The sequence below is a fragment of the Mucilaginibacter sp. genome (genome assembly GCF_039935595.1).
GTDB lineage: Bacteria > Bacteroidota > Bacteroidia > Sphingobacteriales > Sphingobacteriaceae > Mucilaginibacter.
On sequence record NZ_JBDTJZ010000106.1, the window covers coordinates 1 to 22,935 of the forward strand.

At 41.3% G+C, this 22,935-nt stretch carries 23 protein-coding genes; 10 read left to right on the plus strand and 13 right to left on the minus strand.

Annotation, left to right across the window (positions count from 1 at the left end; all coding sequences use genetic code 11):
• Together ABI367_RS07360 and ABI367_RS07365 are read left to right on the plus strand one after the other, a co-directional pair.
• Positions 1 to 405, plus strand: a 405-nt coding sequence (locus ABI367_RS07360) for a PQQ-dependent sugar dehydrogenase (protein WP_462227471.1), incomplete at its 5' end; no start/stop codon positions are given.
• A 4-nt stretch (positions 406 to 409) separates the two neighbouring features.
• Positions 410 to 865, plus strand: coding sequence for a c-type cytochrome (locus tag ABI367_RS07365; protein ID WP_462227472.1), 456 nt, complete (start codon positions 410 to 412; stop codon positions 863 to 865).
• Between the two features lie 99 nt (positions 866 to 964).
• Here the strand turns inward: ABI367_RS07365 and ABI367_RS07370 are convergent, their stop codons facing one another.
• From ABI367_RS07370 to ABI367_RS07415, 10 genes are all read right to left on the minus strand, one after another.
• Positions 965 to 1,261: a hypothetical protein gene (locus tag ABI367_RS07370; protein WP_462227473.1), complete on the minus strand. Its 297-nt coding sequence runs from the start codon at positions 1,259 to 1,261 to the stop codon at positions 965 to 967.
• Between the two features lie 602 nt (positions 1,262 to 1,863).
• A complete protein-coding gene (locus ABI367_RS07375) occupies positions 1,864 to 2,613 on the minus strand; it encodes an ABC transporter ATP-binding protein (protein ID WP_462227474.1) in 750 nt (249 codons plus the stop codon).
• Positions 2,614 to 2,616: 3 nt separating this feature from the next.
• A complete protein-coding gene (locus ABI367_RS07380) occupies positions 2,617 to 3,498 on the minus strand; it encodes a hydroxypyruvate isomerase family protein (protein ID WP_462227475.1) in 882 nt (293 codons plus the stop codon).
• A gap of 85 nt (positions 3,499 to 3,583) precedes the next feature.
• On the minus strand, positions 3,584 to 4,801 hold the full coding sequence (locus ABI367_RS07385; RefSeq protein WP_462227476.1) for an MFS transporter: 1,218 nt from the start codon (positions 4,799 to 4,801) through the stop codon (positions 3,584 to 3,586).
• Between the two features lie 82 nt (positions 4,802 to 4,883).
• Positions 4,884 to 5,936 (minus strand): sugar phosphate isomerase/epimerase family protein, encoded by a 1,053-nt coding sequence (locus ABI367_RS07390; protein WP_462227477.1) that lies wholly within the window; start codon positions 5,934 to 5,936, stop codon positions 4,884 to 4,886.
• Between the two features lie 131 nt (positions 5,937 to 6,067).
• Positions 6,068 to 7,219 carry a Gfo/Idh/MocA family protein gene (locus ABI367_RS07395; RefSeq protein ID WP_462227478.1) on the minus strand — a complete coding sequence of 384 codons (1,152 nt, stop codon included), beginning with the start codon at positions 7,217 to 7,219 and terminating at the stop codon, positions 6,068 to 6,070.
• Between the two features lie 79 nt (positions 7,220 to 7,298).
• The gene (locus tag ABI367_RS07400; protein WP_462227479.1) at positions 7,299 to 8,858 is read right to left on the minus strand and encodes a TolB family protein; all 1,560 of its coding nucleotides are present in this window, start codon (positions 8,856 to 8,858) and stop codon (positions 7,299 to 7,301) included.
• A 152-nt stretch (positions 8,859 to 9,010) separates the two neighbouring features.
• Positions 9,011 to 9,211 (minus strand): hypothetical protein, encoded by a 201-nt coding sequence (locus tag ABI367_RS07405; protein WP_462227480.1) that lies wholly within the window; start codon positions 9,209 to 9,211, stop codon positions 9,011 to 9,013.
• 49 nt (positions 9,212 to 9,260) lie between these two features.
• On the minus strand, positions 9,261 to 10,352 hold the full coding sequence (locus ABI367_RS07410) for a fatty acid desaturase (protein WP_462227482.1): 1,092 nt from the start codon (positions 10,350 to 10,352) through the stop codon (positions 9,261 to 9,263).
• Between the two features lie 109 nt (positions 10,353 to 10,461).
• Positions 10,462 to 11,028 carry an acyl-CoA thioesterase gene (locus ABI367_RS07415; RefSeq protein ID WP_462227483.1) on the minus strand — a complete coding sequence of 189 codons (567 nt, stop codon included), beginning with the start codon at positions 11,026 to 11,028 and terminating at the stop codon, positions 10,462 to 10,464.
• Between the two features lie 62 nt (positions 11,029 to 11,090).
• Here ABI367_RS07415 and ABI367_RS07420 point away from each other — a divergent pair, with 62 nt between their 5' ends.
• Positions 11,091 to 11,765, plus strand: coding sequence for a hypothetical protein (locus tag ABI367_RS07420; RefSeq protein ID WP_462227485.1), 675 nt, complete (start codon positions 11,091 to 11,093; stop codon positions 11,763 to 11,765).
• Positions 11,766 to 11,798: 33 nt separating this feature from the next.
• Here the strand turns inward: ABI367_RS07420 and ABI367_RS07425 are convergent, their stop codons facing one another.
• Both ABI367_RS07425 and ABI367_RS07430 read right to left on the minus strand, forming a co-directional pair.
• Positions 11,799 to 12,299, minus strand: coding sequence for an FKBP-type peptidyl-prolyl cis-trans isomerase (locus ABI367_RS07425; RefSeq protein ID WP_462227486.1), 501 nt, complete (start codon positions 12,297 to 12,299; stop codon positions 11,799 to 11,801).
• 39 nt (positions 12,300 to 12,338) lie between these two features.
• Positions 12,339 to 14,330, minus strand: coding sequence for a thioredoxin domain-containing protein (locus ABI367_RS07430; protein ID WP_462227487.1), 1,992 nt, complete (start codon positions 14,328 to 14,330; stop codon positions 12,339 to 12,341).
• Positions 14,331 to 14,470: 140 nt separating this feature from the next.
• Here ABI367_RS07430 and ABI367_RS07435 point away from each other — a divergent pair, with 140 nt between their 5' ends.
• Entirely contained in the window at positions 14,471 to 14,695 is a 225-nt protein-coding gene (locus ABI367_RS07435) for a hypothetical protein (protein WP_462227488.1), read from the plus strand.
• A 110-nt stretch (positions 14,696 to 14,805) separates the two neighbouring features.
• Positions 14,806 to 16,713: an amidophosphoribosyltransferase gene (locus ABI367_RS07440; protein ID WP_462227489.1), complete on the plus strand. Its 1,908-nt coding sequence runs from the start codon at positions 14,806 to 14,808 to the stop codon at positions 16,711 to 16,713.
• 121 nt (positions 16,714 to 16,834) lie between these two features.
• Here the strand turns inward: ABI367_RS07440 and ABI367_RS07445 are convergent, their stop codons facing one another.
• Entirely contained in the window at positions 16,835 to 17,488 is a 654-nt protein-coding gene (locus tag ABI367_RS07445) for a LysE family translocator (protein ID WP_462227490.1), read from the minus strand.
• Positions 17,489 to 17,646: 158 nt separating this feature from the next.
• Here ABI367_RS07445 and ABI367_RS07450 point away from each other — a divergent pair, with 158 nt between their 5' ends.
• The 5 genes from ABI367_RS07450 (at position 17,647) to ABI367_RS07470 (ending at position 22,930) form a co-directional block, all read left to right on the plus strand.
• Positions 17,647 to 19,248, plus strand: coding sequence for an MFS transporter (locus tag ABI367_RS07450; RefSeq protein ID WP_462227491.1), 1,602 nt, complete (start codon positions 17,647 to 17,649; stop codon positions 19,246 to 19,248).
• 31 nt (positions 19,249 to 19,279) lie between these two features.
• The gene (locus ABI367_RS07455) at positions 19,280 to 19,642 is read left to right on the plus strand and encodes a four helix bundle protein (protein ID WP_462227492.1); all 363 of its coding nucleotides are present in this window, start codon (positions 19,280 to 19,282) and stop codon (positions 19,640 to 19,642) included.
• A gap of 38 nt (positions 19,643 to 19,680) precedes the next feature.
• Entirely contained in the window at positions 19,681 to 20,145 is a 465-nt protein-coding gene (locus ABI367_RS07460; protein ID WP_462227493.1) for a deoxycytidylate deaminase, read from the plus strand.
• Positions 20,146 to 20,345: 200 nt separating this feature from the next.
• Positions 20,346 to 20,813 (plus strand): (2Fe-2S)-binding protein, encoded by a 468-nt coding sequence (locus ABI367_RS07465; protein WP_462227494.1) that lies wholly within the window; start codon positions 20,346 to 20,348, stop codon positions 20,811 to 20,813.
• Positions 20,810 to 22,930 carry a xanthine dehydrogenase family protein molybdopterin-binding subunit gene (locus ABI367_RS07470; RefSeq protein ID WP_462227495.1) on the plus strand — a complete coding sequence of 707 codons (2,121 nt, stop codon included), beginning with the start codon at positions 20,810 to 20,812 and terminating at the stop codon, positions 22,928 to 22,930. Before ABI367_RS07465 ends, ABI367_RS07470 begins: the two co-directional genes overlap by 4 nt.
• Positions 22,931 to 22,935 lie beyond the last annotated feature (5 nt).

Below are 22,935 nucleotides of genomic sequence, written 5' to 3' on the forward strand. Positions count from 1 at the left end.
CCGGAATATGGTGGCGACGGTAAAAAAACAGGTGGCGAAAACGCTATTGACCCTGTTGCCGCTTACCCCGGCCACATGGCACCAAATGGTTTATTGTTTTACACCGGTAACCAATTCCCTGAAAAATATAAAAACGGAGCGTTCATAGCTTTCCATGGTTCATGGAACAGATCACCTGAGCCACAGGCGGGCTTCTTCGTTGTTTTTCAACCCTTTAAAAACGGCAAGCCTGATGGCCAGTGGGAAGTATTTGCAAATGGTTTTGCAGGTACACAGGCCCAAACTGAATCAGGCCGTGCCGTGCGCCGCCCCTGCGGTTTAGCAATGGGCCCGGATGGTTCTATTTATGTAAGTGATGATACATCTAATAAAGGCGGTGTTTATAAAATAACCTACCAGAAATAAAAAAATGAAATTATATAAGATCGCAGCAATTTGTGCATTTACGCTTTTATCAACAGGATCAGTATTCGCGCAAGCTAAAAAACATGTCGCCAAACGTGTTACCAAGCGGACTACCAGCAGTTTATCAGCAAGCATTGGGCGCGGTAAATTGGTTTATAGCAAAATTTGTATAACCTGCCACATGGTAGATGGACTAGGCTCGGGTAATATGTTCCCGCCATTGGCTAAAACTACATTTGTATTGGGCCCTAAACCTGCATTAGCGGCTATTGTGCTAAACGGGTTAAATACACCAATTGATGTTGGCGACCAAACATTTTCGAATGTGATGCCTGCACAAGATTTTTTAAAGGACCAGGAAATTGCCGACGTATTAACTTATGTACGCAATAACTTTGGCAATAAAGCCTCAGCAGTTACTGTTGCCGAGGTTAAAAAAGCAAGGGCCGTAAAAAAATAATAATTCCTAGCCGTGCCGAATTTATTTCGGCATCTCATAATGCATACTTTGTGTGTGGGATGCTGAAATAAATTCAGCACGACTTTAACTATATTGATTTTAAGCACTTTTTAAATACCTGCTCATCAGCCTTACTTCGGGGCTCATTTCATTGGCACGTAATGAAGCTGTTTTTTGATCTTCTATCAGGTAGTTGTTTTTTAATTCGTTTTCAGAGATAACTACACTAAAATCGGTAAACTTCAACCCTTCTTCAAAAGGATAAACGGTATATCCCCTTTTATTGGCATCATAATCGCCCAGTTCAAAAATCTCGTCCTGCTGTTTAGCTTTTATCCTGGCACCACTTACCAGTTGGTATGCGTCGGTTATGTTTTGAAAGATGTTGTTTTTCATAGTGAATTGATGAATACAATAACTTTGCCAATTTTTTTACGGTGTAAGGGTAGCTCCTATGGAGCAATTATATTAGGTGTCCCGGGTTTCTACAAATAGGTAGCTCCTACGGAGCATCAATAGCAATATCTGTCTATTATTAGGGCAGTCTCCCGGGTTTCTACAAATAGGTAGCTCCTACGGAGCATCAATAGCGATATCTATCTATTATTGGGGCAGTCCCGGGTTTCTACAAATAGGTAACTCCTACGGAGCATGAATAGCGATATCTATCTATTATTTATTACGGCAGCATTTACCAAGCTGAATTATATGTTTATGTTTATTAAAATAACTACAAGGTTTGCCCCTATGTAGCATTTTTTTTTAAATAAACATTAATTAAACAGAAGTGAATGCTCCGTAGGAGCTACCTGTTTGTAGAACTTACGCAGCTGAATTACATGTCTATTAAAATAACTACAAGGTTTGTCCCTATGTAGTATTTTTTTTAAATAAACATTAATTAAACGGAAGCTAATGCTCCGTAGGAGCTACCTGTTTGTAGAACAGAACAAGAAAGAAAAATTTGCGCCGTAGGTGCAACACTTTTACTTTTACCCTTACCCAAACCAGTCAAATAAATCGGCTTGTTTTAATTTAGATTTATGATGAATATCTAAATCTTTTATAATTACCCCTTCGGCCATTTGTATAACCCGGTTGCCATAGTTATAGGCATCCTTTAAATTATGGGTGATCAATATGGTAGTCAGTTTAAACTCTTCGGTAAGCTTTTGAGCGGTGCGCATTACTACATCGGCCGAGCGTGGATCTAAAGCGGCAGTAGGCTCATCTAACAATAAAATCTTACAAGTGTCCATTACACTCATCAGCAAAGTTAAAGCTTGTCTTTGTCCGCCCGATAGTGTGCCCATGGGCTGCTCCAGCTTGTTTTCTAACCCCATGCCCAATGTGGCTATTGTCGTCTTAACTTTTTGCTTAAACGCTTCATTAATGCCAATTGTAAGCCCTTTAGCGCCTGTACGTATAGCCGCCAGCCTGAAATTATTCAGTATACTTAACTCAGACGCAGTGCCGCTTAACGGATTTTGGAAAACACGTGCTATCCATTGGCTGCGGTTGTAATCAGGCAATTTAGTTACATCTTCTCCATCAATGCTAATGGTACCCGAGGTTGGCAACACACTACCCGCAATCAAATTCAATAAGGTTGATTTGCCCGAACCATTTGAACCCACAATAACTACAAACTGGCCATCGGGAATAAAAAGATCAATGCCATTAACAGCATTTACCTGGTTGGCTTTGCCTTTATTATAAACCTTATGTGCGGCAGCGATATTTATCATTCATCAAATATCGCAAATTTGCACGCCTTGTTTTAACGAAGCAATTTTATCTTCTCTTTTAGGTATAAACTCCTGCCCTACATAACCTTTATAGCCTGTTGCCAATATCGCTCGCATTATTGCCGGATAATATAGTTCCTGGCTCTCATCTATCTCGGCCCTGCCGGGTACGCCGCCGGTATGGTAGTGTACAAAGTGTTGGTGGTTATTTTGTATGGTGCGTATCACGTCGCCCTCATCAATCTGCATGTGGTAAATATCATACAGTAATTTAAAATTCGGCGAGTTTATACGTTTAACCAGCTCCACTCCCCACGGGGTGCGGTCGCATTGGTAATCTTTATGGTCAAACCTGCTATTCAGCAGTTCCATAGCTATAATAACATTATTTTTTTCGGCTATAGCTACCAATGGTTTTAAACCTTCTACACAATTGCTCCATCCTGTCTCATCATCCATGCCGCGCCTGCTGCCGCTAAAGCAAATCAAATTTGTATAACCGGCAGCCGCAACCATCGGAATCATTTTTGAATAATTTTCAAATAGTTTAGCGTGGTTTTTTTTATCGTTAAAACCATCGGTAAGGTTTATTTCGGCACCCCAGCACATGGATGAGTGCAGCCCATATTTCTTAAGTGTGGGCCAGCCTGCGGGGCCAACCAGGTCAATAGCGGTAATGCCTATTTCTTTAGCAGCTATGCATAATTCTTCCAGCGAAATTTTATAGCACCAGGCGCACACCGAGTGATTAATATTACCTTTAAGTTTTAACGGCATAGTTGATTTTTCTGATACAAATGATGATAATGCGCCTGCGGAAGCTACAGCAGCACCACCTGCAATAATGTTTTTTATCGCCGATCTGCGATTTTGTTGTGAAGCCATTTGGTTTATAATTAGTTAGTTAAATATAACAAAAAATGCAGCATAGAAACTATACTGCATTTTTTGTTATGATCAACTGCTATAATTAAGCAACCGCTGTATCCTGTACAGCCGCGGCAGATTTACCACGACCGCGCATATAAATAACAAGGCCTATAAAGGCTACTATTAAAACGATAGGAATAACAAGCGTTGCATTTAGTACTGCATGCCCGGCCAACAATTTATTACCACCGGCACTTTTTTCTACTTTATCGTAGTACCCGCCCATAAATAGCGTGAATATACCTACCGAAAACATACCTGCGCCACCCATCAAGTTTAAACCTAATGCGCCGGTTTTAGGCAGATGGGTATTTACAAAGCCAAGCATTGTTGGCCAAAAAAAGGTAACTCCCATGCCGAATATAATCGCGGCAAGATATAACATTGGGCCGCTTACAGTAGTAAACATGTATAACCCTAATGCAGCTAAAATTGCAGAAACCAATAATAGCGACTGAGGGGTGATTTTTTTAAGTATAGGTTTAGCAAAACCGCGACCAATTATCATTACTCCTGTTTCTAAGGTTAACAATAACAAGGCGTTGCTTGAAACGTTCCTTAAAAGAACATCTATCCATTGACCAGTAAACAACTCGGTTGTTGCTGTGCCTACCATACAGATTATCATAAAAATAAATAGTGGATTAAGCACCGCCTTAAACATACCGCCATAACTAACACCTGATGATACACGTTCGGTAACAGGGAACTCAAGTTTAGAGAACAGGAACCCGTAAATTGCAGTAGGTATTAGCATTAAACCAACTTGTACTTGCCAACTTGTTACCCCCACTTTATTAAGCAAGAATACGACCATAGTGCCGATCACTATTCCGCTTGGAAACCATAAGTGAAAATGGTTAAGCTTCGTTACCTTATTATCAGTGTACATGCCAGCAACCAACGGATTACATGCTGCTTCAACAGTGCCATTGGCAAAACCTATCAATAACGTACCGACATACAATTGCCAGAAATTAGCTGCCAATATTGTAAGTAACAGGCCGGCTATATGGAATAAAAATGCCAAAACAAGCAGGCGTTTCATACCAATAAGGTCTACAATAAATGCGCCTAGCACAATTACTGCTGAAAAGGCTGTAAAAGCTGTAGATGTAATTGACGCAAGTTGAGTTTTGTCCAGACTAAACTGCGCGCCCATGGTGTCTAACGTGCCTGCCCTTATACCAAACGAAAGGCCGGTTACCATTAAGGCAAGACAACTTGCCGTAAATAATTGTGAACGATTAATTTGCATTCTTCTTTAAATTTTAGGTTTATAATTGATTAATAAAGATATTAATAATTGGATGGTTTCAAATAAAAGTTTTTAGGCATGGTTATATACCCAAAACGCTTTTATTCAATTCCTCGTCAGTGCCTGTTCCGGCAAAATCATCAAATGTCTTCTCAGTTACACGGATGATATGATCTTTTATGAAGATAGCGCCTTCTCTTGCACCGTCTTCCGGATGTTTAAGGGCGCATTCCCATTCCATTACCGCCCATCCTTTAAAATCATATTGCGCCATTTTGCTGAATATGCTGCGGAAATCAACCTGGCCATCACCTAATGAACGGAAACGCCCTGCCCTGTCAACCCATCCCTGGTAACCGCCATACACGCCCTGGCGACCTGTTGGATTAAACTCAGCATCCTTAACATGGAACATTTTAATACGCTCGTGGTAGATATCAATAAAATCCAGGTAATCTAAACACTGCAATACAAAGTGCGATGGATCATACAGCAAACAAGCACGTTTATGGTTGTTTACCTTATCTAAAAACATTTCATAGCTAATACCATCATGCAGGTCCTCGCCCGGGTGTATCTCGTAGCAAACATCAACACCATTTTCGTCAAAAGTATCTAAGATAGGTTTCCAGCGTTTAGCCAGTTCGGTAAAACCGGTCTCCACTAAACCTGCAGGGCGCTGGGGCCATGGATAAACCATTGGCCATAAAAGCGCGCCGCTAAAAGTAACGTGCGCATTTAAACCTAAGTTTTGCGATGCCTTGGCCGCGTATTTTAGTTGCTGTACGGCCCACTCCTGCCTTGCTTTAGGGTTGTTATGATATTGCGCGGGGGCAAAACCATCAAAAAGTTTATCATAAACCGGGTTAACGGCAACCAGTTGTCCTTGCAGGTGGGTTGAAAGTTCAGTTATTTGCAAACCGTAGCTATTAACCAAACCTTTTATCTCGTCGGCATAGGTTTTACTTTCGGCTGCTTTTTGCAGGTCGAAGTAGTTACCTGCCCATGTGGGTATCTGCACACCTTCAAATCCCAGGCTTTTTGCCCATTTACAAATATCCTCAAGGGTATCAAAAGGTGGTTTGTCGCCTAAAAACTGCGCTAAAAATATTGCCGGTCCTTTAATAGTTGTCATAATTTTTTATTTTTTCTTTGTGTCATTTCGAACGATAGTGAGAAATCTATACATATACATCGGCTATTGAATAGCGGGAATGGCTTGTGTATAGATCTCTCTCTTCGTTCGAGATGACAGTTGTTAAGTTATTACACATTAAAATTTGTCCATTTTTCATTTGATTTGCCCGAGGCAATAACATTTTCTACAAACGCCATCCCTCTTACACCATCCTCAATGCCCGGAAAATCCAGCATCTCGGGTGTAGCCTGTTTACCTTCAATACCCGCTTTAATAGTTAAAGCAAAGTTGCGATATAAGTTGGCAAACGCTTCCAGGTAACCTTCCGGGTGCCCGGCGGGTGTACGTGTATTATGTGTTGCAAACGAGCTTACATAACCCGCGCCTGTACGCCTTATTTCGGCAGGCTTATCGCCCCATTTAACCAGCAGCGAGTTTGCATCAGCTTGTTGCCACTCCAGGCCACCCTTTTCGCCATAAACCCTTATTTTAACATTATTTTCCTCGCCTGCTGCAATTTGCGAAGATGTTAACACCCCGCTTGCACCATTATTAAATTTTAGCAATACCGCGCCATCATCATCCAATTTACGACCCTCAACCACTATATTAATATCGGCACACATTTTAGTAGTTTGCAAACCGGTAACATATTCGGCCAGGTTAAACGCGTGGGTACCAATATCGCCCATGCAACCTGCAATACCGCTTTTTGCAGGATTGGTGCGCCACTCGGCTTGTTTATTATCTCCACCTTCCACAAACTCGCTTAGCCATCCCTGCGGATATTCTACATAAACCTTACGTATAGCACCCAGTTTACCGCTTTTTATCAGCTGTTTAGCCTCTTTTACCATTGGGTAACCGGTGTAGGTATGGGTAAGGCAAAATAGTTTATCGCTGCTTTTAACCACTTTTTCCAGTTCTTTAGCTTCGGCCAACGAGAAGGTCATCGGTTTATCTAAAATAACATGAAAGCCGTTTTCCAAAGCTAATTTGGTTGGATCAAAATGAACGTGATTTGGTGTAACAATACTGATAACCTGTACTCTTTTATCTGCCGGTAACTGTTTTTCCTTTTCAATCAGTTCCTGGTAGGAATTGTACACGCGTGCGGCATCCAAACCCAACATTACACCACTGGCTTTTGATTTTTCGGGATTGCTGCTAAAAGCGCCGCAAACCAATTCATACTCATCATCAATACGGGCGGCAATACGGTGTACAGCACCTATAAACGCGCCTTCGCCACCACCAATCATTCCTAATCTTAATTTCATTTTTTTAGTCTTGTTGTCAATTTAAGTTTTCACAAAGCAGTACCCTATAAACGGCTGTTTATATCTGCATGTAATAATATTATTTTTTTTGCTGATGTTCAATAGGGAAAATCGGGAATAACAGATCCGTATTACTCACAAACGCTATTTTTTTCCCGTCAGGCGAAAAAGACGGAGTGTTTATGGTACCCTGGCCGCCATATAAATAAGCTATAACTTCGGGCTTGCCGCCACTTATAGGCATCCGTTGTAAGTATACGTGCCTGTAAAACGGATGCTCGTCAGGTTTCACCTCGGTTTGCAGGAAAGATATATAAACTATAAATTTTCCATCAGGCGATACATGCGGGAACCAATCATTAAACTCGCTATGCGTAAATTGGGTTTGCTCGCTGCCATCGGGCTTCATGCGCCATATCTGCATATGGCCGGAGCGTGTTGAATTAAAATAGATGTATTTACCGTCAGGGGTAAACTCACAACCGTCATCATAAGCGGGGTCAGTTGTTAACCTGGTTTCCAGGCCACCATCAGGTGATACCCGGTATATGTCGGAATTATTATCGCGGGTACTCATAAATACGATTGACTTACCATCAGGCGACCAGCTATGTATATATGATGGCGCAGTAGTAGTTATACGTTTGGGTATGCCGCCGGTAATTGGCAATACATAACCTACTGATTTACCATTATCGGGGCCTCCTTTCGCGCCAAAACTACTTATAGCCAGCCTTTTGCCGTCAAATGATATAACGTGGTCGTTGTTGTTGCGTTTAACATCGCCGGTGTTTAATAAAGTTGGCGTGTTGGTGGCTAAATCATAAGTATATAAAAGATCGTCCTTGTTGTACAGCAGCTTTTTGCCATCCCTTGTCCAGTTTGGGGCCTGTATAGATTTATCATACTGATAGATCACCTTACTTCTGTTAGTAGATAAGTCCAGTATTTCAATATTACTGCCTATGTAATCAGTATAAGGTTTAAAATCAGGTTTGTTGGGTACAACTATTCTAACGTTGCTAAACACCGCTTTTTCAACAGCTTTGGCATTGTGGGCGCATAAAAATATACCTACGTATACATCATCGCCAATTTCGGTGGTTGTAAAGGTATCATTGGTAAACGGATCGCCTTGTTTAGCAACAGACATGGTGTACACATTCCCCCTCCGCTCTAACTGTAATACATTGGCACCGCTTGTTTTTGATTCTATTTGCCTGGTGCTGTCGTTATCTGCCAGGCGGTATTGTAGCGCCGCAACCTTATTACCATGCGCAGCTACATCAACATATTTTGAACCGGCATCTAAGGATGAGCGTACCATTACGCCCAGCTTACGGTGCGGGTCGGCACCTTTGCGGTCTATAAACTGCACATTTGCCCGCAAAATAAAGTCGCCCTTAATTTTACGCCATAAAAAATGGAAAGCATCAGCATTGGCCCAAATATTGGCTCCTGATGATGTTAAGGTGTATTGCTGGGTTAAAGAATTGTAGGTTGCTGTTCCTTTGGGTTTAACATTACCTACATCATTTTGTCCTTCAAAAATACCTGTTGGTATTTGTGCGCTTGCAATATTATTAAAGAAAATTACAACTAATAGCAACGCAAGCAAGTAAGATAAATTCCTGTTCATAAAATTGACTGTAGTGGTTAAAACAATTGGTTGTCTAAGGTAAAAATTCTATTTATAAATAGGCAATACTTTTTTTAACAGACAGTTATTTAACCATAAAAAAGGGGATCAGTTATGCAACTGGTCCCCTTTTTGTTAAGGCAAAAAGTAGTTTAGCTTTTAGTTTTTTCAACTTTTACAATATGCTTTGTTTTAGTACCGCTGTATTTTTTATGCTTACTAAAAATATTATGCACTTTTTGCGGAATTGTGGTTGTTTTTTTAACCTTGTCTTCCTTTTTTACTACTTGTTGCGCAATTGAAGTTACTGTAATGGCCAATACCATCATCAATGTTGCTGTTGCTTTTTTCATGGGTTTAAATTTTAGTTACCATTGCAACAGTAAATTATGTTTAAATGTTTTAATATTCTGATACCAGCACTTGTTCAACTTCATTATCCTGCAACACTTCTTCTTCCTGTTTTTGAAGCGCACAAACCGGGGCTTTGTAATATTGTTGATAGAATTCGTTTTTTGAATCGTTATAGGATTTTACAGCGCCTATCATACTCATAAATTTGATATAATACCAGGCCGTATCAACTTGAAAGGGCTTAAAACCACTGCGTGCACTTGTTGGGAACAAATGGTGGTTATTGTGCCATTCGCCGGCTACAAGGCCGGGCCATACCTGATTGATAGACATATCATCGCGGTTAAAATCAATACCCTCGCGACGCTTGTCTTCACCTTTGCCATGCCCTTCATAATTAAAGGTACGTACACCTACGGCCCAAAATCCTGCAGCACCAAATAAAGCAAAGGCCAGGCCAATGCCGCCCATTAAATAAAACGCTGTGAACCAAAAACCCCAGCTTAATATTACACTGATAATGGTACGCGTTGGGTTGGCTAAAGTGCCATAAACTTTATATTGCTTGTAGGTATTTACTTTAACGCCGGTATGGCGCATTAGCTTTACACACTTGCCATAATCATTTTCGCTCATATTACGTGCTATTGGCTGATGGTTAACATCTGCCAGGAAACAATATAAAAAGCCGCCTGTGGCGTTATACGGATCGCCGGGCGTGTCAGACAGTGCATGATGCACGTGGTGCGATATGGCATAAATTTCTTCGGGAATAATTTTAAGCGTCAAATTTTGTGTAAAAAACCGCCAGAAATTATTGCTGAATTTATATGCGCCATGCGTACAGTAACGGTGATGCCAAATGGTTCCGTGTGTACCCATAATGATCATGCTGTACACAAACGCGGCTATTAATAATTTGAATGTGAAGTATTTAAAAAAGAAAATAATTAAAAATGGCGCCAGCAAAAGCACCATTATCCAGCTCATAAAAGATAGCCAGTTCTTTTTGTCTTTAAAAATATTTAACCTCGAAAAAAACTCTTTTAAAATTTGTCCCGGACGGGGTTTAGACAGGGCACCACTTTCATCCTTCCATCCATATGAAGGAGGGTGCAACACTTCGCTCAAAAAACTCATTAATCAGGTTTTATATTATGACACTAATATAACAGTTTTATTTCAAGAAAAGTATATTTCAATTCTTTTAAAAAAATTTCCTCTTATAAAAACATGGGCAACTGATAATTTATGATGACACCGCGCAACGCTCATCCGCCAGCAGTTGTTTGCATTGCTCAAAATCCGCAGGAATAGCAATATGCTCAATTTCCTGTTTATAGCCTCGTTTAATTTCCTTGCGACGGCGCGCTTCAATAAAACGGCGTACCTGGTCCTTGTTTTCTAATACCAGCCCCGGTATTAGCACAGGATTGTTTTGCTCATCCTTTGCCACCATGGTAAAATAACTGGTGTTGGTATGTTTTACCACGTTGGTTTTAATATTTTCTGATATCACCCTTATGCCCACCACCAGCGAAGTTTTGCCCACATAATTTACGGAGGCCATAAGCGATACCAACTCGCCCACCTCAACGGGTTGCATAAAATCAACCGTATCAATAGATGCCGTTACGCAATAGTTACCCGCGTGTTTGGCGGCACAAACATAGGCTACCTTATCCATCAGCGATAATAAAATACCGCCATGTATCTTTCCGCCAAAGTTGGAGTATGATGGTATCATTAACTCGGTTATTATAGTTTCAGAAAAACGAACAGGCTTATAGGTTGATTGGTCAGCTGGAGTTGACATAATTGTGATTATTTTGGCAGCAATTTAATTATTAACTTTAAATTGGCGATAAAAAACCTGTTTTGAAAAACATCATCATTATTGCGTTGGTATTTGCAACCAACATTGGCTTTAGCCAGGTTTTGTATAAACGTACCCGTAAAATATCTCCTTACGTAACAGAAAAATATATTTATAGCATTGGTACCGACAGGGAAATTAAGCAGGGATTATACCAGGCACTTTATAAAAAGAAATTTGCCCTTGCAAGCGGCAAATATCAGAACGATAAAAGAGCGGGCCTATGGCATTTTTTTAACAGGAATGGCGAATTGATTGAGAATTTTAATTATGACACCAATACATTACAATATGAAGCGACAGAAGATAGTACCTCAAACTTTCAATACCTGTTTGATTATGAACCTAAAAATACTGACATATTAACCAAACCGATAAAAATCGGGGGCAGATATTTTGGCTATATTCCCTTTTTAAATTGTTTTAAACTCCCTCCTGAGTTATTTGAGGAAAATATCGAACTTGAATTGTTGATTAGCCCTGGGGGTAAACTGGCCTATTTTAAAATTCACCTTATATCTTTATCGGCAGGTGAACAGGTGATAAATGTAAATATTAAACCATTGCCAGAAGAAGACAAAACTTTTATCCCCGCAACATTAAACAAAAACCCAATTTCGTCACGCATTATGGTTAGTTGCCGTATTAACGACGATGGCCATATTGATATGAAGTAAAATGCCCGGCATTACTGCCGGGCGCTGATTTTTTTAGTGATGATGATGACCATCCGGCCCGTGTGCATGGCCGTGTGATAATTCTTCGGGGGTTGCGGGCCTAACATTTAATATTTTACCTTTAAAATGCAATTCCTGGCCGGCCATAGGGTGGTTAAGATCAACAATAACCGAATCTTCGGCAATGGATACTACCACACCCTGAAAATGGTTGCCATTGTTATCCTGCAAGGGTAATACGGCTCCAACTTCGGGCAAATCGGCACCGTTAAACATCTCAATAGGCAGGTTAGCTACGGCACTATCGTCAAATTCGCCATAACCGTCTGCTGCCGATATGCGGAAATCATAGCTATCGCCGGTTGCAAGGGTGCTTAAATTTTCTTCAAATTTGGGCAGCATCTGGCCCACTCCAAATAAAAAGGTTAAAGGTTGTTCTTCTGATGTACTTTCAACCAAAGCTTCTGTACCATCCTGCTGCGGACTATATAGATCATAGGTTAATGACACTACGTGTTGCGGTTCAATTTTCATTATACTTTATTGTTTGTTGCTATTTATATAAGTATTTGCTTATTCAATTTGTTTTAGCGCGTCGGCTACATTAGTAACCGGCAAGCCACAGGTTTTATTTTTGCACACAAAAATTTGTGTAGTGCTGCCAAACCTGTTGAGCAACAAAGGTAAACTTCCTGATTTACCACCCAACATTATTTTATTAGGAATATATTTTTTTTCAATTTCTATACGATATTTTTCAAAATCAGTACCCGTAATGGCTACTTCATTTATGCCTGTAACCTCATCCAATAATAACATGGCCCAATTGGAATACGATGGCGCATACTTAGCCATAGAAGGCAGCACATTACGTAATAACTGCGCGGTTATTTCGGTGTATTCATCGTTATCAAATAACAAACCCAGTTTTTTAAGATTACGCGCCATAGCCGAGTTTGATGCCGGCGTAACACTATCCATAATTTCTGATTTACGGGCTATTAGCTGTTCGTCATCATCAGCCGTATAAAAAAACAGGCCGTTGGCTTTATCGTAATAATGGGCAATAGCTGTATCTGCCAGTTGTTTAGCATGATGCAGCCACTGTTCATCAAAGGTAATCTCATACAATGCTATAAAACCATCAATTACATTGGCATAATCGTCTAAAAAAGCTATATGGTGTTCTGCTTTATATATACGCTTTATACTATTGTTATTCAATAAATTATCGGTAATAAAATTTGCGTTTTTTAAAGCCAGCTGCAGGTAGGTATTGTTGTTAAACGCTCGATAGGCCTCGCATAAACCTTTTAGCATTAGCCCGTTCCATGAGGCCAGTATTTTGTTATCCAGCCCGGGGCGTACACGCTTGCTTCTCACCTCAAAAATTTTAGCTTTTGCTACCGCGATTTTTGTTTGCAGTTCGGTTACCGATAGGCCCAACTGCTCTGCCAACTTCTCATCTGTTTCCTTACGGAAAAACACATTAGTATGTTCCTCCTGCCAGTTACCATCTTCGGTAACATTATAGTAAATGCAAAACAAGCTGGCATGGTCGCCTAAAATATCTTCAATTTCGGTTTTTGTAAATACATAAAACTTCCCCTCCACCCCTTCACTATCTGCATCCAATGCCGAATAAAACCCGCCTTCGGGCGATAACAATTCACGTTCAGTAAAACCAATTGTCTCATTCGCTACCTGTTTATATAATTCTTCCTGGTTCCAGGTATAGGCTTCGGCATACACGCTTATAAGCTGGGCGTTATCATAAAGCATTTTTTCAAAATGCGGCACATGCCAAACGCCATCAACCACATAGCGGGCAAAGCCGCCGCCAATATGGTCATATATACCCCCGTAAGCCATTTTTTTGAGGGTAAGTTTGGCCTGATGGGTAATTACCTCATCCTGCATTAAATGTGCATATCTTATTAAAAACAGCCAGTTATTGGGTACCGGGAATTTTGGCGCGCTACCCAGACCACCTTCTGCCCTGTCAAAGTATTTTTTAAAGTTGTCAATAATCGGCACAAGGGTTTCTTTAGTATATTCCTGGTGCCCGGTTACCATATTTAGCGTTTCATAATTTTGTATGCCCTCGGTTAAGCGTACAGCATATTCTTCAGCTTCATGCGGTTTTGTTTTATAAAAATCGGCCAGGTTAAACAGCAGGCTGGTCCAGTCGTTTTTACGGAAGTACGTGCCCCCGTATATGGGCCGCTGGTCGGGCAGGCAAATACAGTTTAATGGCCAGCCACCGCGGCCACTCATTAACTGCACGGCGCTCATATATATCTGGTCAACATCGGGGCGCTCCTCACGATCAACTTTGATGCATACAAAATACTCGTTCATCACAGCAGCCACGCTTTCGTCTTCAAAACTTTCATGCTCCATTACATGGCACCAATGGCAGGCCGAGTAACCAATGCTCACTAATATCAGCTTATTTTCATCCTTAGCCTTTTGCAAGGCCTCGGTTCCCCAGGGATACCAGTTAACCGGGTTATTGGCGTGTTGCAGCAAATAGGGCGATGTGGAGTTGGAGAGTTTGTTCATAACTGACTGCTAAAATGCAATATTAATGGCACTTTAAGTTAAAGGAATTTGAATTCAATTAGTTTTACCCAGTGGATCAAACCACAACAAACTTTTAACATCGCCGTTTGTATTTATAGCACACATTAATTTTATATTTTATGGAAACTCCTGATTTCACCATTAAAATTAATGGCACAGCCTATACCGTTAAGCAATACTCAGACCTGCCGCCATTATTTGATGTTTCGGCAAAAGAAGCTTACCACCGCATTGGCAAGACAGATGCCGGCCTATGGGTATATGTAGAAAGTGCCTTAATAACAGAAAACATGCCCCTGCAGGAGATAGGCGAAGCTATTGAACAGCACCTGGAAACTGATTAAAATGTATATTAATTACGTTTAATGTTTTTGTTAAATTTTTATACGAATTAATGACAATTGGCATAACAGCACGTCACTTAATTTTATAACTTTGCGGCTCATCACAAATCATGAGCGATCAGATTAAACATGAATGCGGTGTGGCATTTATCCGCTTGTTAAAGCCACTTTCTTTTTATCAGCAAAAGTACGGTACGGCACTGTATGGCTTGAATAAACTTTACCTTTTAATGGAAAAACAACATAACCGGGGCCAGGATGGCGCAGGCGTTGCTACTATTAAATTGGATATTGCTCCGGGCAAAAGGTACATCAGTCGTCACCGGTCTATGGCATCAAACGCCGTTGCTGATATTTTTGAGTACATACAGAAAAAATTTGCCGACATCCAGAAAGAAACCCCCGAAAGGATGGCCGACGCGGAATGGCTGAAAGAAAATGTAAGTTTTGTTGGCGAGGTATTATTAGGGCATTTGCGCTATGGTACACACGGCAAAAACAGCATTGAAAGCTGCCATCCGTTTTTAAGGCAAAACAACTGGATGACACGTAACCTGGTTATTGCGGGTAACTTTAACATGACCAATGTTGATGAGTTGCTGCAGCAATTGTATGACCTGGGTCAGCATCCAAAAGAAAAAGCCGATACGGTTACGGTATTAGAAAAAATGGGGCACTTTATTGATACCGAAGTGCAGGGCCTGTTTGATCAGTATAAACGCGAAGGCCTGGATGATAATGCCAAAATAAGTAACCTGATAGCCAACGATATGGACGTGGCTAAAATTTTACAAAAATCTGCCCGTAACTGGGATGGTGGTTATACCATTGCCGGTATGCTGGGCCACGGCGACGCGTTTATAATGCGCGACCCGGTAGGCATACGCCCTGCTTATTATTATTATAATGATGAGATAGTTGTTGCCGCTTCTGAGCGCCCTGCTATACAAACCGCTTTTAATATCCCTATTGACGAAATCAGAGAGGTAAAACCGGGTCATGCGCTGATAGTGAAAAAGAACGGTAAGATAACCGAAACCATGTTTAGCGAGCCGGTTGAGAAAAAAGCCTGCTCATTTGAACGTATATATTTTTCGCGCGGCAGCGATGCTTCGATATACCGTGAGCGTAAACAGTTGGGCCGTTTGTTGTGCCCGCAGATATTAGAAGCGGTTAATCATGATGTAAAGAATACCGTATTCTCGTATATTCCCAACACTGCCGAAGTTGCTTTTTATGGTATGGTAGAAGGGGTGCATAAATACATTCGCAAGTTTCAGCACGAAGCAATTCTTAATCACGAAGGCAAATACACCAAAGAGGAACTTACCCAACTATTATGGATGGCCCCACGGGTGGAGAAAATAGCCATTAAAGACGTTAAACTGCGCACCTTTATTACACAGGATGCTGACCGTAGCGAAATGGTGGCACACGTATACGATACTACCTACGGCCTCATTAAAAACGGCACCGATACTTTAGTAGTGCTTGATGATTCGATTGTACGGGGTACTACTTTAAAGCAAAGTATATTAAAGATACTGGACAGGCTCGGCCCTACAAAGGTTATCGTAGTTTCGTCGGCGCCGCAAATACGTTATCCGGATTGTTATGGCATTGATATGTCGCGCATGGGCGAGTTTGTGGCTTTTGAGGCGGCTATAAGCTTGTTAAAAGAAGCCGGAAAAGAAAACGTGATACTGGAAACCTACCAAAAATGTGTGGATAGTGCCAAACTGCCTAAAGAGAAAGCGGTAAACTATGTTAAAGCTATTTACGAATCATTTACAGATCAGCAAATATCAGATCGCATAGCACAAATAATTACGCCAAAGGATATTAATTGCAAAGTAGAGGTAATTTACCAAACTCTGGATAACCTGCACAAGGCCTGCCCCGATCATACCGGCGACTGGTATTTTAGCGGCGATTACCCAACTCCGGGTGGTAACAAAGTAGTAAACCGCGCCTTTGTTAACTGGATGGAAGGTAAGAATCAACGGGCGTATATGTAAAGCCCCCCAGCCCCCTAAAGGGGGAGTTTTTGAAACGCATATTGGTGTTAAAGTAAAAATCCCTTGTTTATAAACAAGGGATTTTTACTTTTTATTCAACTATAGTTCCCCCTTTAGGGGGTTAGGGGGCCGGAGGGCTGAATACAAAATGTGTAACCAATCTATCCATCAATATCAGCGAAGCTATAATGAGGGCGATACCTGCCACTTCATTTAAGCGGTGTACCAGTTTAACCGAAATCTTATCGCGCAGCTTATTGGCATAAAATGCCTTAGTGGTATCTAAGCCAAACTGCACAATTAAAATAGTTAAAAACATGATGGCGATTTTTAACGTACGGTTATGTACGCCCTGGTGGTATATGGTACTGGCCGTACCAATAACCGTTATCCAATGAAACAGGATAGTGGGGTTAAATATGCACATTAAAAAGCCCTTTAAAAAATAGCCGGTGCGTTTTAAACCTGTTGGTGCTACATTATTATAGTTAATATCGGCTTTTTTAAACAGGTAATAAATGCCTATGGTAAGTAATATTACGCTGCCTGTAACACCGGCAATGGTTTTGGCATGTTCAGAGATATCAAACAATTGCGAGCCGAACAGGATAGCACCCACAAAAACCACATCGCTGCAAACCACACCAAGGGCCAGGTACACACCTGCATGAAAGCCCCGCTCAATACTGGTTTTAATTAAAGCAAAAAAAACCGGCCCCGTAATAAACGTTAAAATAAGCCCGATCCCAATCCCAGAAATTACCGCTTCAATCATTAAATAGCCCTTAGGTTTCGTTTTGGTATGCGAATATGCAACTTTTATCCTTAAACAAACAACTTTAATATTGTGTGTATATTAATTCTATATTACATAACAACTTATAATAAAAAATCATTTATGTTAGTGTCGTTAAAATTATAAACCTACAGGGTATGCAACAAAATAGCAAATCAAAAAATTATACGGCCGCACTGTTAACGCTGGCAACTATCTGGTTTTTTTGGGGATTTGCAGCCGCGTCGAACGGAGTTTTTATCCCTTTTTGCAAGGCGCATTTTCATCTTACACAGTTCGAGTCGCAATTAATTGATTGTACTTTTTATGGCGGATACTTTATAGGTTCGGGTATTTTGTATTTTATATCGCAAAAAAAGCGGGTTGATATTGTTGACAAGCTGGGCTATAAAAATGCTATTGCGGTGGGCCTGTTAATATCCGCAGCAGGTGCGCTTAGTATGCCGTTAGCATTAAATTCAGGGTCGTTTGGGTTAATATTATCCGCAGGCTTTATTATAGCTCTCGGCTTTTCCCTGCAACAAACAGCAGGCAACCCGTTTGTTATTGCGCTGGGTACGCCCGAAACAGGCGCTAACCGTTTAAATTTTACCGGTGGTGTAAATAACATTGGTGGCATATTGGGGCCGCTAATATTTACCGTAGTATTATTTGGCACGGCTTCAACCGGTATTGATGCAGGGCATATTGAGCTAACCTCAATGAATAGCCTGTATTATATAGTTACAGGTTTATTTGTGGCCTTAGCTTTATTCTTTTACCTGTCAAACCTACCCAAAGTAACCGGCGATGATGTATTAGAAATAAGCACCAAGCCTAATCTGCCTTTGTTTATTATTTTCATCGCCTTTTGCATCGTATTAGCCGTTGACCCAATTACCACTTTAACCGGTATACCCAAACCCTATTTTGTGTATGCAGCGCTGGCAATTATATTATTTACATTAATCGGGTCTTTGTCGGCAGCAAAAAAAGGCAGCGAGGGTTGGGGCGCTATGCAATACCCACAGCTTATTTTAGGCATGATAGCCATATTTACCTATGTAGGTACCGAGGTTACTATACAAAGTAACTTAGGTGCCTTATTAAAAACTCCTGCCTTTGGCAGCTTTAAAGATTCGGACATTGCGCCTTACGTTTCTTTATACTGGGGAAGCTTGATGATAGGCAGATGGGCAGGCGCTATAGGCGCGTTCAATTTATCAAAAACCCTTAAAAGCATATTAACCATTGTTGTTCCTTTTGTTGCTTTTGGCGTAGTGCTGGCCGTAAACTACATTGGCGGCGATGTAAGTCACTTTTTTATATATGCCATATCCATAGTAATATTGATCATTTGCTTTTTTATCGGCCAGCAAAAACCCGTACGCACGCTGGTAATATTTGGCATATTGGGTGTAACCTTTATGTTGATAGGTTTATTTACAAGTGGTATGCTGGCTACATTCGCCTTTATAAGTGGCGGCTTATGCTGTTCTATTATGTGGCCCTCTATTTTCGCGCTGGCCATCACCGGCTTGGGCAAATACACCAGCCAGGGTTCGGCATTTTTAATTATGATGATATTAGGCGGAGCAATTATTCCGCCGGTGCAGGGTATGCTGGCAGATACCAGGGGTATACATCTATCCTATATAGTGCCTTTACTGGGCTTTGCCTACCTGGCATTTTTTGCCTGGAAAGTAAGTATTGAATTACGTAAACAGGGTATTGATTTGGATCATGTTGATGGTCATTGAGTCATTGGGTCATTTTTATAGACAATAAATTATGAGTAATAGAATTGAGGATTTGGAAGTGCATACTTTAGCTGAAGATTTTTCAAATAAGATATGGGACATCGTAATGGGTTGGGACCACTTCGCAAAAGATACTGTTGGTAAACAAATAATGCGCTCTGCCTACTCGATAGGTGCAAATATTGCTGAAGGATTCGGCCGATATCATTATAAAGAGAACAAAAATTTCTGCTATTTTAGTCGTGGTTCAATAATTGAAACGAAAAGCTTTTTAAAAAAGTCAAATACAAGAAAGCTGATTGATAATGATACCTACCAGGTATTATTACAACAGTTAGAAACAATCCACTTAAAACTTAATGTTTACATCAAATTCATTGGCAATGTCAAATAAAAAATGACTTAGTGACCCAATGACCCAATGATAAAAAAATGAGACCATCTTTCGATAGTATTTTCATGAACCTGGCTACCGACCTGGCGCAGCGTTCGCATTGTGTTAAGGCGCATGTAGGCGCGGTTTTAACTAAGGATACCCGTATCATATCCATAGGCTATAACGGGCCGCCAAAAGGCACGCATAACTGCGACGAGGAATGGCCGGGCGTGGGCTGCGCCCGCGACTCGAAAGGAAGTTGTTCTTTAGCCTTACACGCCGAAGAGAATGCCATACTTTACGGAGTTAAAAACGGTGCCAACTTACAAGGCGCAACTTTATACACCACATTATCACCCTGTATTGCATGTTCAAGGCTAATATTTTCGGCAGGGATAACCCGGGTATTTTTTAAACACTCATACGCTGAGTATAAAGGTATCCCAAGTGATGAAGGAGTTGATTTTTTAAACAAATTTGGAGTGGTTACAACCAAGTTGGTGGAGGAAGTGGAAGCTTAGTGGTGTGCACTCACCCGATCTGCGCTTCACTTGTCGGCGTGAGTTAAAACGTGCAGTACAAAAAGGCAGTAAGCTTTTTGTTTTTAATCATTCTAAATTTCCGTTTTATAAGTATTGTAACGTTTCAGTTACCGGTTTCATGCTGTAAATGAAATGATAAACAATAAATTTGAGTAATTAACTTAAATTATAAATCGATTATGGCTACTTACAAAATCTCTGTAAACAACAGGCTATTAACTGTTGATGCAGACGCCGATACACCACTGCTGTGGGTATTACGCGATCATTTGAATTTAGTGGGCACAAAATTTGGTTGCGGCATTGCACAATGTGGCGCCTGCACCGTGCACATTAATGGTACCGCAACCCGGTCATGCCAGTTCCCGATTGCCGCTGTTGGTAACTACAAGGTTACTACTATTGAAGGTTTAAGCCCAACGGGCACCCACCCTTTGCAGCTGGCGTGGGAAGAGGTAGATGTACCTCAATGCGGTTATTGCCAGGCCGGCCAGATAATGGCTGCTGCTGCTTTATTAAAAAAGATACCCCACCCTACGGATGCGGATATTGATGCTAACATGACTAATATTTGTCGCTGCGGTACGCATGTACGCATACGCAAAGCCATTCATTTGGCAGCACAGGAAGGAGGAGCCAAAAAATGAGCAATTCAACAGTTTCAAGGCGCCACTTTATAAAGGTAACTTCAGTTGCCGGTGGCGGGATAATGATAGGGTTTAATTTATTGGCTGATGGAATAGCAGTCGCCGATACTCCGGGGGTATTTAACCCTAATGCTTATGTATCTATAGATTCAAAGGGATTGGTTACTCTCATGTCGCCAAACCCCGAGATTGGCCAGGGTGTAAAAACAGCCTTACCCATGATTTTAGCGGAAGAGCTGGAAGTAAAATGGGATAAGGTTGAAGTAGAAATGGCTCCGCTGGAGACCAAATACGGCAACCAGATGGCTGGCGGAAGTAGTTCGGTAAGAACACGGTACATGCCTATACGCCAGGCCGGCGCTACTGCCCGCCAAATGCTGACAACTGCAGCGGCCCAAACCTGGGGTGCAAATGAGGCGGATTGCTATGCAGAGAACGCCTTTGTGATACATAAACCTACCGGTAAAAAACTAAGTTATGGCGAACTGGCAGCAAAAGCTGCTACCCTACCCGTACCAACCGACGTTAAATTAAAGGATCCTAAAGACTTTAAAATAATAGGTACAAGTGTACCTAACATCGATAATAAAAAAATTGTAACAGGCCAGCCGTTATTTGGTATTGATACCCGCCGCGATGGTATGCTATTTGCCGCGGTTGCAAAAGCCCCGGCATTTGGTAAAACATTAAAATCATTTGATGATACCGAAGCACGCAAAGTAACCGGGGTTAAAAATGTGGTGGCTGTACCTTCAAGAAATTTAGTGGCCGTTTTAGCTACATCCACCTGGGCCGCCAAAAAAGGAAAGGCAGCTTTAAAAGTTGAATGGGAAGATAAAACTCCGTTAGAAAGTACAACTGACCATTTTGCTTCATTTGCCGAATTATTGAGCAAAACAACCGACAGACCCTCAAGAAATGACGGCGATGTTGAAGCTGCATTAGCAAAAGGAAAAGTTATTGAAGCAACCTATGAATTGCCTGCCCTATCGCATGCCAATATGGAGCCGCTTAACTTTTTCGCGGATGTTAGGGACGGTAAAGTAGATCTTTATGGGCCTACGCAGATTCCTTCAAGGTTAAGAAACGATGTAGCGAATAACCTAAAAGTTCCTCAGGATATCATAGTACTGAAAATGCCACGTCAGGGAGGTGGTTTCGGGCGTAAACTCCAATCAGATAATGGTGTTGATGCGGCAATGATATCTCAAGCCGCAAAGGTACCTGTACAAATGCTTTGGGCGCGCGAGGATGATATGCAAAATGATTTTTACCGCCCGTCATATATGTATAAATACCGCGCTACCATTGGCCCTGATAATACCATTGCTGCCTGGCATTTAAATGCTGCAGTATTAGCTGACCGTGGTGCATCAATACCCTCAGGTTTTCCAGCAGCCTCTATTCCAAATTTTAGGGTCGACAACCATACCTTGCCAAGTAATATACAAACCGGGCCATGGCGCGCACCTACCAGTAACGCGGTGTGTTTTGCTGATGAATCATTTATGGACGAACTGGCCCACGAAATGAAGAAGGACCCTATCGCTTTACGTTTGGAGCTGCTGGATAAATACAAAAACAATCCAACCGGCAAAGCCAATTACGATGTAGACAAATTTAAAAGCGTTGTCGACCTGGTATCCCAAATGAGTAACTGGGGCAAAAACAAAAAGCCTAATACTTATTATGGTTTTGCCATGCATTACTCATTTGCTACCTATGCAGCACATGTGGTGGAGCTGACCAAATCACCAAAAGGCGACTTACGGGTTACCAAAGTATATTGCGCGGTTAATTGTGGTCGTGTGATTAATAAAAGCGGTGCCGAATCGCAGGTGCAGGGCGCTATAGTTGATGGTTTGAGCCACGCTATGTTTAGCAAGGTAACCTTTAACAAAGGCACGGTGGAGCAAACCAACTTCCACACCTACAAATTTTTACGCATGAAACATGCGCCTTTAGATGTGGTTGTAAAGTTTGTACCATCAGAAGATGCACCAACAGGTTTAGGTGAACCAGGTTTACCGCCGATAGCACCTGCTGTGGGCAATGCAATTTTTGCTGCGACCGGTAAGCGTTATCGTAAACTACCATTTGAGTTAGGCAACGCGTAATCATA